19 protein-coding genes and 1 riboswitch are annotated in these 17,871 nt (G+C 62.5%); of the genes, 15 read left to right on the forward strand and 4 right to left on the reverse strand.

The features are described 5' to 3' along the window. The first annotated feature begins 75 nt into the window (after positions 1 to 75). The 11 genes from IRY30_RS01055 (at position 76) to IRY30_RS01105 (ending at position 10,076) form a co-directional block, all read left to right on the forward strand. Positions 76 to 1,206, forward strand: a complete 1,131-nt coding sequence (locus IRY30_RS01055) for an LLM class flavin-dependent oxidoreductase (RefSeq protein ID WP_194555560.1) — start codon at positions 76 to 78, stop codon at positions 1,204 to 1,206. A gap of 42 nt (positions 1,207 to 1,248) precedes the next feature. Next, the gene (locus IRY30_RS01060; protein WP_194555561.1) at positions 1,249 to 1,740 is read left to right on the forward strand and encodes a flavin reductase family protein; all 492 of its coding nucleotides are present in this window, start codon (positions 1,249 to 1,251) and stop codon (positions 1,738 to 1,740) included. Continuing rightward, entirely contained in the window at positions 1,737 to 2,522 is a 786-nt protein-coding gene (locus IRY30_RS01065; protein ID WP_194555562.1) for an ABC transporter permease, read from the forward strand. Before IRY30_RS01060 ends, IRY30_RS01065 begins: the two co-directional genes overlap by 4 nt. Further along, a complete protein-coding gene (locus IRY30_RS01070) occupies positions 2,519 to 3,523 on the forward strand; it encodes a taurine ABC transporter substrate-binding protein (protein ID WP_194555563.1) in 1,005 nt (334 codons plus the stop codon). Before IRY30_RS01065 ends, IRY30_RS01070 begins: the two co-directional genes overlap by 4 nt. 2 nt (positions 3,524 to 3,525) lie before the next feature. Then, a complete protein-coding gene (locus IRY30_RS01075; RefSeq protein WP_194555564.1) occupies positions 3,526 to 4,272 on the forward strand; it encodes an ABC transporter ATP-binding protein in 747 nt (248 codons plus the stop codon). A gap of 12 nt (positions 4,273 to 4,284) precedes the next feature. Next, positions 4,285 to 4,400, forward strand: a riboswitch (TPP riboswitch). Next, positions 4,393 to 6,171, forward strand: a complete 1,779-nt coding sequence (gene thiC, locus IRY30_RS01080; protein WP_194555565.1) for a phosphomethylpyrimidine synthase ThiC — start codon at positions 4,393 to 4,395, stop codon at positions 6,169 to 6,171. It overlaps the preceding riboswitch by 8 nt. Continuing rightward, positions 6,155 to 6,835, forward strand: a complete 681-nt coding sequence (locus IRY30_RS01085) for a thiamine phosphate synthase (protein ID WP_194555566.1) — start codon at positions 6,155 to 6,157, stop codon at positions 6,833 to 6,835. The genes thiC and IRY30_RS01085 overlap by 17 nt, the downstream gene beginning before the upstream one ends. After that, positions 6,835 to 7,953 (forward strand): glycine oxidase ThiO, encoded by a 1,119-nt coding sequence (gene thiO, locus IRY30_RS01090; protein WP_194555567.1) that lies wholly within the window; start codon positions 6,835 to 6,837, stop codon positions 7,951 to 7,953. The genes IRY30_RS01085 and thiO overlap by 1 nt, the downstream gene beginning before the upstream one ends. After that, positions 7,950 to 8,156 carry a sulfur carrier protein ThiS gene (thiS, locus tag IRY30_RS01095; protein WP_194555568.1) on the forward strand — a complete coding sequence of 69 codons (207 nt, stop codon included), beginning with the start codon at positions 7,950 to 7,952 and terminating at the stop codon, positions 8,154 to 8,156. The genes thiO and thiS overlap by 4 nt, the downstream gene beginning before the upstream one ends. Before the next feature lie 4 nt (positions 8,157 to 8,160). Beyond that, a complete protein-coding gene (locus IRY30_RS01100) occupies positions 8,161 to 8,946 on the forward strand; it encodes a thiazole synthase (RefSeq protein ID WP_194555569.1) in 786 nt (261 codons plus the stop codon). Then, the gene (locus tag IRY30_RS01105) at positions 8,946 to 10,076 is read left to right on the forward strand and encodes a ThiF family adenylyltransferase (protein WP_194555570.1); all 1,131 of its coding nucleotides are present in this window, start codon (positions 8,946 to 8,948) and stop codon (positions 10,074 to 10,076) included. The genes IRY30_RS01100 and IRY30_RS01105 overlap by 1 nt, the downstream gene beginning before the upstream one ends. Here the strand turns inward: IRY30_RS01105 and IRY30_RS01110 are convergent. Beyond that, positions 10,057 to 10,911 (reverse strand): DMT family transporter, encoded by an 855-nt coding sequence (locus tag IRY30_RS01110; RefSeq protein ID WP_194556496.1) that lies wholly within the window; start codon positions 10,909 to 10,911, stop codon positions 10,057 to 10,059. The two genes, IRY30_RS01105 and IRY30_RS01110, sit on opposite strands and share 20 nt — an antisense overlap. A 119-nt stretch (positions 10,912 to 11,030) precedes the next feature. On the opposite strand from IRY30_RS01110, the gene IRY30_RS01115 reads away from it, so the two are divergent. Continuing rightward, the gene (locus IRY30_RS01115; RefSeq protein WP_194555571.1) at positions 11,031 to 12,296 is read left to right on the forward strand and encodes an aspartate kinase; all 1,266 of its coding nucleotides are present in this window, start codon (positions 11,031 to 11,033) and stop codon (positions 12,294 to 12,296) included. Between the two features lie 41 nt (positions 12,297 to 12,337). Beyond that, positions 12,338 to 13,369, forward strand: coding sequence for an aspartate-semialdehyde dehydrogenase (locus IRY30_RS01120; protein ID WP_194555572.1), 1,032 nt, complete (start codon positions 12,338 to 12,340; stop codon positions 13,367 to 13,369). A 22-nt stretch (positions 13,370 to 13,391) separates the two neighbouring features. On the opposite strand, the gene IRY30_RS01125 is transcribed toward IRY30_RS01120, so the two are convergent. Continuing rightward, complete coding sequence (locus tag IRY30_RS01125; protein ID WP_194555573.1) at positions 13,392 to 14,603, reverse strand: ferrochelatase; 1,212 nt, start codon at positions 14,601 to 14,603, stop codon at positions 13,392 to 13,394. 18 nt (positions 14,604 to 14,621) lie between these two features. After that, the gene (locus IRY30_RS01130) at positions 14,622 to 15,215 is read right to left on the reverse strand and encodes an RNA polymerase sigma factor (RefSeq protein WP_228502471.1); all 594 of its coding nucleotides are present in this window, start codon (positions 15,213 to 15,215) and stop codon (positions 14,622 to 14,624) included. A gap of 107 nt (positions 15,216 to 15,322) precedes the next feature. Between IRY30_RS01130 and IRY30_RS01135 the strand changes: the two genes are divergently transcribed. Continuing rightward, complete coding sequence (locus tag IRY30_RS01135) at positions 15,323 to 16,933, forward strand: catalase (protein ID WP_194555575.1); 1,611 nt, start codon at positions 15,323 to 15,325, stop codon at positions 16,931 to 16,933. Between the two features lie 62 nt (positions 16,934 to 16,995). Continuing rightward, positions 16,996 to 17,421, forward strand: coding sequence for an organic hydroperoxide resistance protein (locus IRY30_RS01140; RefSeq protein WP_194555576.1), 426 nt, complete (start codon positions 16,996 to 16,998; stop codon positions 17,419 to 17,421). A 45-nt stretch (positions 17,422 to 17,466) separates the two neighbouring features. Here IRY30_RS01140 and IRY30_RS01145 read toward each other — a convergent pair whose 3' ends face one another. Continuing rightward, the gene (locus IRY30_RS01145; protein WP_194555577.1) at positions 17,467 to 17,871 is read right to left on the reverse strand and encodes a Na+/H+ antiporter subunit G; all 405 of its coding nucleotides are present in this window, start codon (positions 17,869 to 17,871) and stop codon (positions 17,467 to 17,469) included.

The raw sequence follows: 17,871 nt of genomic DNA on the forward strand, positions 1-17,871 counted from the left end.
GGTGAATCACAGGGTTAATTTCACGGTGGGGGAAATACTAGCACCGAATACAGACAGAGTGGTCTACTATTCCGCATGACTACAGACGATCTCACTTTCCACTGGTACCTCCCCAGCTACGGCGATTCCCGCAACGTCTCCGGAGGCGGCCACGGAGCCGGCTTCCACCAGACCATGCGCGAGCCCACCTTGGACTACCTCACCCAGCTGGTGCGCGCCGCGGAATACAACGGCTTTGACTCAATCCTCACTCCCATCGGGCAGTGGTGCGCTGACCCGCTGGTCACCACCGCCGCGCTGATCGGGGCTACCTCCAAGCTGAAGTTCCTGCTGGCCTTCCGCCCCGGGCTACTCAGCTCCACCTTGCTGGCTCAACAGGCGCAGGCGTTTCAGAAGCTCTCGGGAAACCGGCTCTACCTCAACACCGTGGTGGGCGGCGAGGATGCCGAGCAGCGCTCTTATGGAGATTCCGCAGATAAGAACCAGCGCTATGACCGCGCTGATGAGGTTCTCGATTTTCTCGACCAACTGTGGGATGCCACCGAACCGCTGGATTACCAGGGCGAGTATGTGCAGGCGGAGCAGGCGCAGCTACCTGAGCCATTGGAGGTCAAGCCAGAGATCTTCTTCGGCGGCTCCTCCCAGAAGGGCTTGGAAGCGGCCGCGCGCCGGGCATCCGTGTACCTGACCTGGGGTGAGCCACCCGAGCAGGCAGGCGAGAAAATCCGGCGGGTAGAGGCAATCGCGGAAAACATCGCGGAAGGCAGGACGCTGGAATACGGCATCCGCCTGCACGTCATCGCTCGCCAGACCAGCGAAGAGGCATGGGCGGAAGCGCAGCGCCTGCTGAATTCCTTCAGCACCGAGGAAGTTGCCAAGGCGCAGCAGGGATTGGCGCGTTCCCAGTCCGAGGGGCAAAAGCGCATGAACGATCTGCACGGCGGGGATTTCGAGACAGGCGCGGACGCGCGCGATTTCGAGGTCTACCCGGGCCTGTGGGCTGGTGTGGGCTTGGTGCGAGGTGGGGCAGGTACCGCTCTGGTGGGCTCATATGAGGAGGTGGCGGCACTCATCGCTGAGTACAAGGAGCAGGGGTTCAAGCATTTCGTGCTCTCCGGATACCCGCACCTGGAGGAGACGTTCACCGTGGGCGAGGGAGTCATCCCTGCCCTGAAATCCCGCGGCTTGACGGTCACGAACCACTAGCGCGAGCCCCCCGAATAAACCCAAGCCAAGCGAAGGACAACCATGACTTCCCTCCAAGCAGGAATCGAAAACCGCCGCGCATTTTCCGTGGTACCCACCCCATTGGTGGTGGCCGCCGCGTTAGTGGATGGGCAACCCGCCGGCATGATGATCGGCTCATTTGTCACCCACAGTCTGACGCCCGGCCTGGTGAGCATCAGCGTGCAGCGCAATTCCAGCTCGTGGCCCAAACTCCGGGATGCCGGGCAGATCGGCATCAGTCTGATCTCCGAAAAACTACGCACTATCATCCCTGAGTTCTACCGTCCCTCCCACGAGCGATTCACCGCCGTGGAGTGGAGCGCGCAGGGCAGCGGCGTGATTCTTGATGATTCACCGATGGCGATGGTTACGGAAGTGATTTCGGAAATCGACGCCGGGGATCACCTCCTCGTGATGCTCCAAATCACGGAGCTCAACACTCTGGAAGACGATGAGCCGGGCAACCAGCCCATCGTGTTCCAGCAATCCATCTTCCGGAGCATGAACGCATGAGATTCATCCGTTTATTGCAGGTAGGAACATTATTCGGGGTGTTGCTGCTCTGGTGGGTGGTCACCACCTTCGCCAAGATCGACCCCGTTATCCTGCCCGGCCCGGGAGCTGTGCTCCGGCAACTGGTGGATTCCAATATCTGCCGCCCAGCCGGCAAAGGTTCCGCGCGCATGCAGTGTGGCGTGCAGGGGTATTTCCTCTGGCAACATCTGCTGGCTACCGTGCAGCGCATTGCTGTTGGTTTGGGTGCGGGCGTGATCCTGGGTGTGCTGTTGGGTTGGCTGCTCAGCATGAATTCCGTGGTTCGCGCGGTTGTGGATCCGTACTTGGGCTTCCTCCGCGCACTGCCACCACTGGGTTACATCGGCCTGCTGATCGTCTGGTTCGGCATCGGCGATGTATCCAAGGTGGTGTTGCTGTTCCTGGCGACCTTCCCGGCGGTCACCGTAGGAACCATGACCGGTTTTGCCCGCGTGAAGGCCGATTGGGTCAGAGCCGCGGAGACCTGGGGAGCAACTCGCGCGCAGATCTTTCGGCGCGTGCAGGTGCCCGGCGCGCTGCCGGAAATCCTCACCGGCATTCGCATTGCTTCTGGGCTTGCCTGGTCTGCCATCGTGGCCGCGGAAATGAACAACGGCATCCCCGGCATCGGTGGGCTGGCATACATCTCCGGCACGCAGCTCAATACCGCATTGACCATCGGCAGCATCATCGTCATCGGTCTGACAGCCCTGGCATTTGACCTGTTCATCCAGATATTTCAGCGGAAGGCTTCAGTATGAAAAAGCGAGTGTTCACAGTTCTGGGACTCATGGTTCCGCTGCTCACGGCGTGCGTGGGAAAGCCGGCGTCGGAATACGAGGCACGGCCCACCCAGGACTGCCCGGTGGCAACCACGGACGCGGCCGGAAGCCTACGCCTGGGTTATCAGGTGATCGCGAGTTCCGAGCTTTACCTGCTGGATCAAGCGCTGGTGGAGGCCTGCATGCCGAACGCGGATGTGCAGTGGACCAGGTACCCGACTGGGCAGGATATCGTGCAGGGATTCGCCGGGGATTCCGTGGACATGGGCTTTTTGGGCTCTACTCCTTCGGCCAAGTCGCTCTCGAAGCCGCTGGATCTTGATGTGCAGGTCAGCAACGTGAACATGGTGCTGGGCAGCTCTGAAGCCCTGGTGGCCAAGGATGCCAATAGCCTGCAGGAGCTCAAGGGCAAGAAGATTGCCACGGCGTTTTCCAGCACTTCGCACTACAGCCTGCTCAACGCGCTGATCGGTGCGGGGTTGGACCCCAAACGGGATGTGGAGATCGTCAACATTTCTCCGGACAAGTTGCCGGCCGCGTGGCGTTCCCATGAGATCGACGCCGCCTATATCTGGGACCCGGCACTGTCTGAAATCAAACAGGATGGTCACGTGCTCATCGATTCTGCGCAGGTGGCCAAGGATGGCGCGCCGACGTACAACCTCACGCTGACGAGCTCCGCGTGGGCGGCGCAGAATCCAGAGCTGCTGAAGACATGGAAGGAGCTCTACGCGTGGGGTTCCAAACAGAGCGTGGATAACCCCGAGGAGTTTGTCCGGGCGAACTCCGCGCAGGTGGGGCTGAGCGAGACAGATACTGAGGCGATGCTGGATGGCGTGATCATGGTGCAGGGTGCAGAGCAGGAGAAATACCTGCGGGAGAGCAGGCAAGCCCTGGTCAAGACAGCAGAGTTCCTGAAGGAACAGGGCGAAGTGGATGTACCGCTGAGCGCGGCAGATGCAGAAAAGAAAGTGGGATAGACATGCTGACACTCACTGGAGTTGGCCACACCTTCGCCGGGCGTGGCGGGGAAGTAGAGGCGCTGCGGGATATCAACTTGGAGATCCCCACTGGGCAGCGAGTATGCATCGTCGGGCCATCCGGGTGTGGCAAATCTACGTTGCTGCGCTTGATGGCAGGGTTTACCCAACCCACCACCGGGCAGATCTCGGGCGCGGAATCCCGCGGGATGGTATTCCAGGAACCCAATTTGTACCCGTGGCTGAACCTGCGGGACAACGTGCGCTTGGCCGGGACATTCTCCGGGGACAAGGAGCACCTTCGTGCGGCAGATGAATTGCTGCAGGTGGTGGGCTTGGACAAGGCCGCGGAGCGCTTCCCACACGAGCTGTCCGGCGGCATGCAGCAACGCGCGCAGATCGCTCGCGTGTTGGCGCCCCGGCCGGAAACAGTGCTGATGGATGAGCCTTTTGGCGCGTTGGATCCCTTCACGCGGGAGAAGTTGCAGGCTGAGCTGCTGCGGGTGTGGAGGCTGTATGAACCCACCATCGTGTTCATCACCCACTCCGTGGAAGAGGCCCTGCTGCTGGGCGAGCGCGTGGTGGTGATGGGCGCCGAGCCAGGCCGGATCTTGGAGGAAATTGAGGTTCCGCCCTGGGATGGGGAAGTCAGCGAGATCACGGGTTATCCCGAATTTGTGGCACTCCGTCAGCACATCAAGGCGGTTATCAGCCAGGAATATGAAGCGAAAGAAAGCACATTCCGCTAGGGTGGCCTGCACAACCCAATCCGCGGGAGCGCACATATATCCGGTGCGCTGAGAGGGTCTCAGGTAAGAGGCCGACCGCTTGAACCTGACCGGATAATGCCGGCGAAGGAAGGAATAGTAATGGCGAAGCGTGCCTCCACTCCCCCAGAAGAAGGCCAGGTCACGACCGGCCCGATCTACCGCAGCCACAAGGTCTACAACACCGTTACCCACACCAACACGGACGGATCCACCACGGAACTGCGCATCCCTGCGCGCGCCGTGGAGCTGACTACCGGTGAGGAATTCGAGGTCTATGACACCTCCGGCATCTACACCGAGGAAAACCCTCAGCTGGATCTGAAGAACGGCCTGGAGAAGACCCGCGATGCGTGGGAGAAGCCAGCCGCAGCCCCGGCCAGCGAGGAGCACCCGGAGCTCAAGGTGCAGACCCAGCTGGCATGGGCTCGCGCGGGAATCATCACCCCGGAAATGACCTTCATTGCCCACCGCGAAGGCTTTGAGCCGGAGTTTGTGCGCCGCGAGGTGGCCGCTGGCCACGCGGTGATCACCGCCAACCACAAGCACCCGGAGATCGAGCCCATGATCATCGGCCGCAACTTCGCGGTGAAGATCAACGCAAACATGGGTAATTCCGCCGTGACCAGCTCTATTGCTGAAGAGGTGGAGAAGATGGTGTGGGCTGCCCGTTGGGGCGCGGACACCATCATGGACCTCTCCACCGGCAACGACATCCACGAAACCCGCGAGTGGATCCTGCGTAACTCCCCAGTGCCCGTGGGCACCGTGCCCATCTACCAGGCGCTGGAAAAGGTCAACGGCGACCCCACCAAGCTGACGTGGGAGATCTACCGGGACACCATCATCGAGCAGTGCGAGCAGGGCGTGGATTACATGACCATCCACGCTGGCGTGCTGCTGCGCTACGTGCCACTGACCACCGAGCGCGTCACGGGCATCGTCTCCCGCGGCGGTTCCATCATGGCCGCGTGGTGCCTGAATGGTCACCGCGAGTCCTTCCTCTACACCCACTTCGAGGAACTGTGTGACATCCTGGCCAGCTATGACGTCACCTTCTCCCTCGGCGATGGCCTGCGTCCCGGCTCTATTGCCGACGCCAACGATGAGGCTCAGCTCTCCGAATTGAAGACGCTGGGTGAGCTGACCCGCATCGCCAAGTCCCGTGGCGCGCAGGTGATGATCGAAGGCCCGGGCCACATCCCGATGCACAAGATCCCCATCAACGTGGAATGGGAAGAGAACTGGTGTGACGGTGCGCCGTTCTACACGCTCGGCCCGTTGACCACGGATATCGCGCCGGGCTATGACCACATCACCTCCGCGATCGGCGCGGCCATCATTGGCCAGGCCGGCACTGCGATGCTCTGTTATGTCACGCCCAAGGAGCACCTGGGTCTGCCCAACCGCGATGACGTGAAGGTGGGCGTGATCACCTACAAGATCGCTGCGCACGCCGCTGACCTGGGCAAGGGCCACCCACGCGCGCAGGAGCGCGATGATGAGCTGTCCAAGGCTCGCTTCGAGTTCCGCTGGCATGACCAGTTCGCGCTGGCGCTGGATCCGGACACCGCGCTGGAATACCACGATGAAACCCTGCCCGCAGAGCCCGCGAAGACCGCACACTTCTGCTCCATGTGTGGCCCGAAGTTCTGCTCCATGCGCATCTCCCAGGACATCCGCGATACTTACCCCGCGCAGCTGGGCATGCCTGGCAGTCCAAACCGTTCCGTGGATGCCGACGTGGCAGCTGCGGTGCAAGAGGGTATGCAGGAGATGTCTGAGAAGTTCCGCGAGCACGGCGGGCAGCTTTACCTCGCCGAGTCCGAGGTAGAAAAAGAGGTAAAGCAGGCAGAAGGAGAACATGCCTCGATCAACTGAGTCAGCCGGAACCGCGCTTGATCTGCGCTGCTATTTCGTCACCGGCAGTGGCGATCCACAGCAGGTAGTGGAGATCGCCCGCGCCGCCGCGAGTGGTGGCGCCGGGATGATCCAAGTGCGTTCCAAGCCGATCTCCGCGCGCGCCCTCTATGAGCTCACAGCTCGGGTGGCCGCGGAAGTTCACGCCGTATCACCAGAGACAAAAGTGCTGATAGATGACCGCGTGGACGTGGCTTTAGCCCTCATGCACGAGGGGCACCCGGTGCACGGCGTGCACATCGGGCAGGATGATCTGCCGGTGCGCACCGCGCGGGAATTACTGGGCCCTGAGGCCATCATCGGCCTGACCACGGGCACGCTAGAGCTAGTGCGAGCAGCCAACGAGGTGGCGGATGCGCTTGATTACGTGGGATGCGGCCCATTCCGTGACACCCCCACCAAGGATTCCGGACGCGCACCGCTGGGTCTTGAGGGGTTCGGCCCCATCGTTGCGGAATCTCATGTCCCGGTGGTTGCCATTGGCGACGTCACCCGTGAGGATGCCGCGGATCTCGCAGGCACCGGAGTAGATGGCGTAGCGATTGTGCGCGGCATCATGCACGCCGAAGATCCAGAGGCCTACGTGCGCGGCGTGATCGAGGGCTTCGAGGCAGGCCGAATCTAATGCGGGTGGCGATCATCGGTGCCGGCACCATCGGCCTATCCACCGCGGTGACCTTGGCCGCGGCTGGTCACCAGGTCACGGTGATCGATCCGCAGCCCGTCAGCGGAGCGACGTATCACGCAGGCGGAATGCTGGCACCTGCAGCTGAAGTGGTTTACCAACAGGATCCGCTCTTCCCACTGATGCAGGCCGCAGGACAGTGGTACCCGGAGTTGGTGCAGCTGGTGGAGCAGCACACGGATGTGCCCACGGGGCATCAGCTGCAGGGAACACTGGTGGTGGCAGCGGATCGGGCGGATGCGCAACACCTGAGCGAACTGATGGATTACCAGGTCGCGCACGGCATGAGTGTGGAACGGATCACCACCCGCGAAGCGCGCAAGGAAGAACCGGCGCTGAGCCCGCGCCTGGCCGGTGCCGTGAGCATCCCCGGGGATCACCAGGTCTTTCCGCGGCAGTTTTCTGCCGCTATGCAGGACGCAGCGCGGAATCTGGGTGTGCGCTTTGTGGAGGACACCGCGGTGGAGATCTCCGGAACCAGCGTGGTCTTGGAGTCCGGGGACACCTTGGAAGCAGAGCAGATTGTGCTGGCCAACGGTTTGGGCGCGGCTGCAGTGCGCGGTTGGTATGAAGGCGAAATGCCGCTGCAGCTGCGCCCGGTATACGGCGATATCCTTCGCCTGAGCGTGCCCAAGCACCTGCGGCCGCTGGTCACCAAGGTGATCCGCGGGTTCGTGGAGGATCGGCCGATCTACGTGATTCCGCGCGCGGATGACACGGTGGCGATCGGCGCGACTTCCCGCGAGGACGGCCGCGCAGAACCGCGGGTCAGCGGGGTGTATGACCTGCTGCGTGATGCCATCCGCGTGGTCCCTGGGGTGGAGGAATGCGATCTGCTGGAGGCCACTGCGGGAGCGCGCCCCGGCACCCCGGATGATCTTCCCTACCTGGGAAGGATCAACGATCGTATTGTGGTGTCCACGGGCTACTTCCGCCACGGCATCCTGCTGACCTCGCTGGCCGCCAAGGTCACCGGGGAGATCATCGAGGGTGAGCAGCCCAGCATTGATATAGAAGCGTGCTCGCCGTTGCGTCATAAAAAAGGGAATAAATCATGAACGTCATCGTTAACGAAGAAAAGACCGAACTTGCCGAGGGAGCCACTGTCGCAGACCTCGTGGAACACCTCACGGGTGAAGTAGCGGAAGCCGGGGTAGCCGTGGCCGTGGAAGGCCACGTGATCTCCCGCTCCCAATGGCAGGACACAATTTTGGAGGACGGCGCGCGCGTGGACGTCCTCACCGCAGTCCAAGGGGGCTAAACCGTTGCTCAAGATCGCCGATAAGCAGTTCGATTCCCACCTCATCATGGGCACGGGCGGGGCAACCTCGCAGGCCATGTTGGAAAAGGCGCTGGTGGCCTCCGGCACGCAGCTGACCACCGTGGCGATGCGCCGCTTTGCCGCCTCTGCCAAGGGCGAGGGCGAAAGCGTGTTTGACCTGCTCAAACGCCTGGATATCGCCCCGCTACCGAACACCGCTGGGTGTCGCACCGCGCGCGATGCAGTGATCACCGCTCGCTTGGCGCAGGAAGCGCTGGGCACCAACTGGGTGAAGGTGGAGGTCATCCACGATGACCGCACGCTGCTGCCCGATGTGGTGGAGACCATCGACGCCACCGAGCAGCTGGTCAACGAAGGTTTCACCGTCATGGCCTACACCTCCGATGACCCCATCGCCGCGAAGCGTTTGGAGGATGCCGGTGCCTCGGCCGTGATGCCGCTGGGCTCGCCGATTGGCACCGGGTTGGGCATCCTGAACCCGCACAATATTGAGCTGATCTGTGCCGCCACCGACATCCCCATTCTCATCGATGCCGGCGTGGGCACCGCCTCCGACGCAGCGCTGGCCATGGAGCTGGGTTGCTCCGGTGTGCTGCTGGCCAGTGCCGTGAACCGCTGTCAGGATCCCGTCGCGATGGCCGAAGCCATGCGCTATGCCGTGGAAGCTGGGCGTCTGGCTCGCGGAGCTGGTCGCATCCCGACTCGCACGCACGCGCAGGCATCATCCACCTTCGAAGGCCTGGTCAACTGGGCAGACGAGGTGCTGTGATGCTGGAACTTCCACAACTCACCCGCGAAGAATTGCGCCGCACTGCCCGGCACCTGAACCTCCCCGGATTCGGGATTGAGCAGCAGGAACGGCTCCATACTGCGCACGTACTGGTGGTGGGGGCCGGTGGTCTCGGATGCCCGGCGCTGCAGCAGTTGGCGGCGGTTGGCGTCGGCAAAATAACAATCATTGACGATGACACAGTTGACCTCACCAACATTCACAGGCAGATACTGTTTCGCGCGGATGACGTGGGCAAGCCCAAAGTGGAAGTGGCCGCCGCGCGGATCCGCGGGCTGCAGCCGGGCATTGAGGTCCGCGAGCTGCGGGAGCGCCTGACCTCCGAGAACGCCGTGGAGATCGTGGGCGGGGTGGACGTGGTGCTGGATGGATCGGATTCCTTCGGGACCAAATACCTGGTTGCCGACGCCGCCGAGATCACCTCAACTCCGCTGGTGTGGGGAACGGTGCTGCAATACCGGGGCGATGTGGCGCTGTGGCATTCGGGTAGGGATGTCGAAGGTGGCCGCGGGGTAGGTCTGCGAGATATCTTCCCCGTTCAGCCCGGTGGGGATTTCGTGCCCGATTGCGCCACCGCCGGTGTGCTGGGCGTGACCACCTCGGTGGTGGCTGGCCTCATGGTCACGCAGACCGTGGCGCACCTGGCGCAACTGCCGGGACGCGCAGCACCGGGGCGTTTGACCAGCTACGAGGCCCTGAGCGCGCGCACCCGCACGCTGCAGGTGGAGGCTGATCCCGGGCGAGAATTGGTGACTGCGCTGGAGCCGACGTATGACGTGGGATGTGCGATGCCCGGGGAGGCCGCCGCAGAAGAAGCCGAGCGCGAGCGCTTGCTGGGCCTGGTGCGCGAAGGGCGTGCCGTGGCGGTGGATATCCGGGAGCCGCACGAGGTGCTGCTCAAGCCCTGGCCGGATGCGGAACCCGTGCTGTTGCCGGGAAGCGAGGTCAGCAGCATCGCGGACCTGCCGGAGTTCGATAAAGACGTGGTGGTGGCGTGCGCCGCTGGGGTGCGCAGCGCGCGCTTCGTGGAGACCTACGGCGAGCAGCTCTCTCGCCGGGGAATTCAGGCGCAGAGCCTGCCGGGTGGGGTTAACGCACTTCCTCAGTGACGCTCATTCGGCTCAGCGCGATGGTGGTGCCGATCATCACGGCAAGCGCCACGCCCATGGCAAACCAGCCACCGCTGGTGTTCACCTGGAAGCGCTCGCCCAGCACGGCATAGCCCAGCGAGAAAGCAACCAGTGGCTCTACGATGGTCATGGCCGGCAGGGAGTTCTTCAACGCGGCGGCATTAAAGCTCATCTGCTGCACTGCCGTGCCGATGCCGGCCAGAGCCAGGAGGGCATAAATTTCCCAGCTCAGCAGCACGCCATCCAGGCCGGATGCGGACCACGTATCCACCACTGCCTTGGACATCAGCGCCAAATAACCCATGATCGCGCCGGTCATGGAACCCAGCAGCAAAGCCCGGGTGCCACCCGTGCGGGTCATGGCGAACAGCAGGATCCCGCCAATAACCACCACACCGATGCCAAGAGACAGCAGCCAGGTGTGCAGTGGCGGATGCGGGTCTCCTGACGTCGGACGCCCAAGAATCACCAACACGGCCACCGCGACGGTGAGGAGAGCCGCCCAGGTGGTCTCCGCCTTGGAAATCCGCCGGCCAGCCATCCTGGCGCTCAAGGGGAGGGTGAACATCAGGCTCAAGACCAAAATGGGCTGCACGATGAGCAAGGTGCCAAAGCTCAAGGCCACGATCTGCAGCAAATAACCGAGCAGCGCGGCACCCAAACCAACCCACCACCACAGGGAACGCAAGGTGCCCAGCATGGGCGCAGAGCCCGCAGACACAGAAGTGCCCACCCGGTGGCGAATAACGGTGCCCCACGCGATAGACAGCGCAGAGAGCAGGGCGAAGAGAATCGCCAGCAGATTGTTTTCCATCATCGCAGACCAACATAACGCACTAGAGCGGGAAAAACGCACCGAGCGGTTCAGTAGTGAAGCTCACTGGGGTAGAATCTGGACGTTAAAGCTCACAAACCTAAAGGGGTGAACGCCACGTGGCACTCATCGTCCAGAAATACGGCGGATCGTCGTTGGAGAGCGCCGAACGCATCCGGCGCGTGGCTGAGCGCATCGTGGAGACCAAGAAGCAGGGGCACGACGTAGTCGTTGTCTGCTCCGCAATGGGAGACACCACCGATGAATTGCTAGACCTCGCCGAGCAGGTCAACCCCGTGCCACCAGCCCGCGAAATGGATATGCTGCTCACCGCGGGCGAGCGCATCTCGAACGCGCTGGTGGCCATGGCCATCGAATCGCTGGGTGCAGAAGCGCAATCCTTCACCGGCTCCCAGGCAGGCGTGCTCACCACCGAGCGCCACGGCAACGCGCGCATCGTGGGCGTGACCCCAGGTCGCGTGCAGGAAGCGCTGGACTGCAACAAGATCTGCCTGGTCGCCGGTTTCCAGGGAGTCAACCGGGAAACCCGGGCAGTGACCACCCTGGGCCGCGGCGGTTCCGATGCCACCGCGGTGGCGCTGGCAGCAGCACTGAAGGCAGACGTGTGCGAGATCTATTCCGACGTGGACGGCGTGTACACGGCGGATCCGCGCATCGTGAAGAACGCAAAGAAGCTGGATCACATCAGTTTCGAGGAAATGCTGGAGATGGCGGCGGTGGGTGCCAAGGTGCTCATGCTCCGCAGCGTGGAATACGCCCGCGCATTCGATGTTCCGCTGCGCGTCCGCTCCTCATTCAGCAATGACACAGGCACCCTAGTTTCCGGATCAATGGAGGATATCCCCATGGAAGAGGCAGTACTCACCGGAGTGGCACACGACCGCTCCGAGGCAAAGATCACCGTCCTGGGCATCCCGGACAACCCCGGGGAAGCAGCCAAGATCTTCCGCGCCGTGGCCGATGCGGAAATCAACCTGGACATGGTGCTGCAGAACATCTCCAAGCTGGACAGCAACCGCACGGACATCACGTTCACCTGCCCACGCGAAGATGGCCCCCGAGCAGTACAGATGCTCAAGGGGATGAAGGAATCCGCGCAGTGGCAGGACGTGCTCTACGACGATCAAATCGGCAAGGTGTCCCTGGTGGGCGCAGGCATGAAGACCCACCCGGGAGTCACCGCTGACTTCTGCGAAGCGCTGCGCGATGCGGGTGTGAACATTGAACTGATCTCCACCTCGGAAATCCGCATTTCCGTGCTCATCCGCGCCTCCGAGCTGGACAAGGCCGTGGTTGCTCTGCACGACCGCTTCCAGCTTGGCGGCGAAGACGAAGTCACCGTGTACGCGGGCTCCGGACGTTAGAACCGGCCGCTTTTCGCGGCCACAAGGATAGGAAAAAGATTATGACCACCATTGCTGTCGTTGGCGCCACCGGACAGGTGGGTCGCGTGATGCGCACCCTCCTGCAGGAACGCAACTTCCCCGCCGATAATGTTCGCTTCTTCGCTTCCTCCCGCTCAGCCGGAAAGCAGCTGGAGTTCGGCGAGCAGACCATCACGGTGGAAGATGTCGCTGCCACCTCCACCGAGGACCTCAAGGGTATTGATATCGCTCTGTTCTCCGCAGGTGGCGGAACCTCCCGCGAGCATGCCCCGCGCTTCGCGGAAGCCGGCGCCATCGTGGTGGACAACTCATCAGCATGGCGCAAGGACGATGCCGTGCCGCTGGTGGTCTCTGAGGTGAACCCGGGAGACGCGAAGGACACGCCCAAGGGCATCATCGCCAACCCGAACTGCACCACCATGGCTGCCATGCCCGTGCTTGGCCCACTGCACGCCGAAGCAGGTTTGCAGCGCCTGCGCGTGAGCTCCTACCAGGCGGTCTCCGGATCCGGTCTGGCTGGTGTGTCCGCGCTGGCTGAGCAGGTTCGCGAGAACCTGGACAACCTTGAGCAGCTGGTGGAGGACGGCTCCGCGCTGCAGGCGGCGGGCACCGATCCTTACGTGGCACCCATCGCGTTCAACGCGCTGCCTCTGGCCGGCAACCTGATGGATGACGGCTCCGAGGAGACCGACGAAGAGCAGAAGCTGCGCAACGAGTCCCGCAAGATCCTGGGCATCCCGAAGCTCCTGGTTGCCGGCACCTGTGTGCGCGTTCCGGTCTTCACCGGCCACACCATGACCGTGCACGCCGAGTTCGCCAACTCCATCACTCCGGAGCGGGCGCGGGAAATCCTCGCCGACGCGCCCGGGGTTGAGGTGGTTGATGTGCCGACGCCACTAGCCGCAGCCGGTAAGGATAATTCCCTGGTTGGTCGCATCCGCCAGGATCAGTCGGTGGATGGCGGCCGTGGCCTGGTGCTGGTGGTCAGCGGAGATAACCTCCGCAAGGGCGCGGCGCTGAACACCATCCAGATCGCGGAGCTGCTGGTTTAGCGGCTCTTAGGAACCGCAGTCCTTAGGAACCGCAGCAACCGGGAGCACAGAAGTTCCCATTCTTGGTGTGCCCGAAGTTTGGCACGGTGCCGAACTTCTCTGCCACCTGCTTGGCGGCCTGCTGCGCCTCGGTGAGCGGCTGTGGCTGGTCCGCGAACATGTCCACCACCATCGCGGCGAAGCTGCTGCTCAAGCCAGGGGTGGCTGAGCGCACGAAGGCGATCCCCGCCTCGGCTGCGGCATCCTTGGCCTCGGTATCCAGATCCCACTTCACCTCGATGTGATCGGTGATGAATCCGATGGGGCACAGGACGATTGGCCGGGTGTTGCCCCGCTGCGCACGCTCTTCGATGTGGTCGCAGACATCGGGCTCCAGCCACGGGGTGTGTGGAGAGCCGGACCGGGACTGCCACACCAGTTCCACGTCGTACTCGGTGCCCGCACCGAGATCCACTCCCACGGTCTCCCCGGTGTTGGCAGGACCGTCTCCACGGCCGCCCACCGGCTCATGCTGGGCCAAGCGGCCCGTCCAGGAGTAGCTGGCGCCACTGCCGGGTTGGTTGGCGAAGGAGCTGGCCTGCTGCACCAGCCGGGCGGCATCCAACACCTGCTGGGAATAGAGGTTGCCGCCGAAGCTATGGGGTCCAGCTTGATCATCGGCCACATTGGGCACGGAGTGGGCGGTGAAGACCAGCTCGGCGTTCTCCCGGTCCGTCTCAGAGAGCTGCGCGCGCGCAACATCCACACCCGCGGCGAATTCGGCGATGAAAGCCGGATTGTCATGGAAGTGGGGAAGGCGTTCCATCGTCGGGGCGGAAACCCCGGCCTTCTCGCAGGCCGCAATAGCGCGCTGGATGTCCTCCTGGTACTGCGAACAACCGGAGTAGCCACCCCAAGCGCTGGTCACGAAGACATAGGCGTGCGTGATGCCGTCCTTGGCCATCTGGATGGTGGTGTCCTCCACGAACGGCTCCCAGTTGCGGTTGCCGAAATACACGGGGACATCCATGCCGCGGGCACTGAGCTCGGCCTCAATGTTGGCGATCAGCTGCAGGTTTTGCTCATTGATGGGGGACTTGCCGCCCAGGGTGAAATAGTGCTCGCCCACCTGCTCCAAGCGCGCGCGGGGGATCCCTCGCCCTCGAGTGACATTCTCGAGAAAAGGAACCACGTCCTCGGCCTTATTCGGGCCACCGAAGGACAGGACAAGCAGGGCAGTTGATGAAGCGCTCATAACTACCCAATCTAGTCTCTATGTCCCGGCCTGCCGAAAATCCTGATCGGGGGAGCGTTGGCGTCGACCTTGCATGTCCACCAGATCCGCACGGGCGCGGGCCACTCGGGAACGAATGGTTCCCACGCGCACCCCGGCAATCCCGGCGGCTTCCGCGTAGGTGTAGCCCAACATCTGGGTGAGGATCAGGGCCTCGCGGCGCTCGGGCTCCAGCTTGTCGATGAGGGCGCGGGTATCCACCCACTCGGCCCAGGTCTGCCCGCCGGTGGTCTCCGAGGCGGGAGTTTCGCTGGCCTGGTCCTCCCAGTCGCCGGCGGTTTTCCGAGGACGAGCCATATCGTGGCGGACGGAATCCACCCACACGCGACGAGCCAGGGAGAGAATCCATGTGCGCGCGGTGGAGCGAGCAGCGAAGCGGGGAAGAGCGCCCAGGACGCGGAGGTAGGTCTCCTGCGTGAGGTCATCGGCGCGGTCGGCATCCGCGAGATGGGCCAGCAGACGCCACACATCATCGTGAGTTTCGGCGATGAACTTGGTCAAAGCGCGACGGTCGCCACGGGCAGCACGCAGCGCGAGGTCTGTCACCGCGGCATCGTGAAACTCGGATTGCATGGGAAACATCTTAACACCACCCCCAAACGGGGTAGTAAAAGCGCTACTTCTAAAAATCCAAAATTCTTGCTGGCAAAGTCGGAAGAGAACCCCAAGGAGGTACAACAATGACTAATCCGGATCAGCAACACACTTCTCAAGAAATCGCCGACCGTGGCGTGTGCCCTTACTCCGGGCACTCGACGAACGTTAACGGTTCCCCCGTGCCCACCGAGGAGCACTCTGTCACCGCTGGCGAGCAGGGACCACTGCTGCTCAGCGACGTGCACCTGGTAGAAAAGCATGCTCACTTCAACCGTGAGCGCATCCCAGAGCGCAACGTGCACGCCAAGGGCTCCGGTGCGTTCGGTGAGCTGACGATCACCGAGGACGTTTCCCGCTACACCAAGGCACACCTGTTCCAGCCGGGTCGCGTGACCCCAATGCTGGCTCGTTTCTCCACCGTTGCCGGTGAGCTGGGCTTCCCCGATGCCGTGCGTGACGTGCGCGGATTCTCGCTGAAGTTCTACACCCAAGAGGGCAACTACGACATCGTGGGCAACAACACCCCTGTGTTCTTCCTCCGCGATGGCATCAAGTTCCCTGACTTCATCCGCTCTCAGAAGCGCTTGGGCGATAGTGGCCTGCACTCTGCTGACATGCAGTGGGATTTCTGGACCCGCTCCCCAGAGTCCGCCCACCAGGTGACTTACCTCATGGGTGACCGCGGTATTCCAAAGAGCTTCCGCAACATGGACGGATTCAGCTCCCACACGTACCAGTGGATCAACGAGAACGACGAGCGTTTCTGGGTCAAGTACCACTTCAAGACCCGCCAGGGCTGGGAGACGCTGACCAACGACGAAGCATCTCAGCTGGTCGCCACCGGTGAATTCGACTCCAACCGTCGTGACCTCTACGAGGCCATCGAGCGCGGCGAGTTCCCAACCTGGGACGTCAAGGTGCAGATCATGCCGATCGACGAGGCTGAAGGCTACCGCTGGAACCCATTCGATCTGACCAAGACCTGGTCGCAGAAGGATTACCCACTCATCCCAGTGGGTCACTTCACCCTGAATGCGAACCCCCAGAACTTCTTCGCACAGATCGAGCAGGCTGCATTCGCACCTTCCAACATTGTGCCCGGAATCGGTTTCTCCCCAGACAAGATGCTGCTGGCTCGCGCGTTCGCTTACGCGGATACCCAGCGCTACCGCCTCGGTGTGAACCACCATCAGCTGCCTTCCAACCGCTCTGTGGTTCCGGAGGTCAACTACTACACCGCCAAGGATGGCGCCGGCACCCAGGAGTTCCCACCAGCTGGCACCCCTGTGTACTCCCCGAACCGCTTCGAGCGCGCCGAGGGCGTCGATGATGTCAAGGACGGCTCCGGCGCTGTGGAAAAGGGCGTGGAGCTAGGACAGTCCCAGTACGGCTTCGGCCGTGGCCAGGAATCCGGCACCGGTCTCGCCCGCGACTTGGGACTCTTCGATGAGACCCACGGTCGTGACCTCACACGCGGTGCATACGTTCGTCACCCAGAGGATGATGACTTCATCCAGCCAGGAATCCTGGTGCGGGAGGTTTTGGACGACGCCGCCCGCGAGCGTCTGGCCAATAACATCGCCGATGCAATGGATGGTGTCTCCGACCAGGTTGCCGAGCAGTGCTGGGTTTACTGGGGTCGCGTGGACGAGAACCTGCGCGATCGCGTCAAGGAAATCTTCAACGCTTCTTAAGGCAAACGCCGCCTCAGCACGTCCCTCACGAGCACAAACTCACTTTGAAGGAGAGCTAGAACATGAGCGAAGCACTGTACACAGCAAAGACCCTGTCCACCGGTGGAGGTCGCGATGGCCATGTGGCCACGCACGACCGCTCCATCGATCTGGATGTCCGCCCACCAAAGGAGCTGGGTGGTGACGGCAACGGAACCAACCCAGAGCAGCTGGTGGCATCCGGCTGGGCAGCCTGCTTCAACGGCGCCCTGCAGCTGATGATGAAGAATGATGACGTGAAGGCCGAGCAAAAGCCTGAGGTTGAGGTCACCATGACCCTCAACAAGGGTGACGAGGGCATGTTCCTCACCGCCACCGTGCACGCCACCATCTTTGACGTGGATCAGGACAAGGCCACAGAGCTGGTGAACAAGGCGCACGAATTCTGCCCTTACTCCAAGGCTATGCGCGGCAATGTGCCCACCGAAGTAACTGCTTCAGTGGGCTAAATCCCTCCGCATTAAGCGCTCATGAGATTGATTCTCATGGGCGCTTTATTTTGGCTCTTTGGCCCTTTCGCCACCGGACAGTGGCGCAGTGTGATCCCAGTGGGTGGCGTGCAGGGCGCGTCCCATGATGTAGGAACCCACCGCTTGCACAATCAGCAGCATGAAGATGGCCACGATGGCACGCAGGAATGTTTCCAGTTCAAAGCCAACTTCGCCCCAGGAATAGACCAGGTTGGACAGGATCAGCAGTGGCAGGCCCACGCCTGCTGCGGGGCCAATCATGTTGATCTGGGAGAGTGCATCGGGTGCCAGGTACATGGCGCGCGCGGATACGAAGACATAGACAGCTCCGGCGAGAGCCAGCACGCTGGCCACGATGGCTACCAGCCAGGAGGGTTCCCGGAAGGCGATGAGCTCCCCGGCTTCAGCGGCAAGAAGAGAAACGTGCAT

It is taken from the genome of Corynebacterium suicordis DSM 45110 (assembly GCF_015351405.1).
GTDB lineage: Bacteria > Actinomycetota > Actinomycetes > Mycobacteriales > Mycobacteriaceae > Corynebacterium > Corynebacterium suicordis.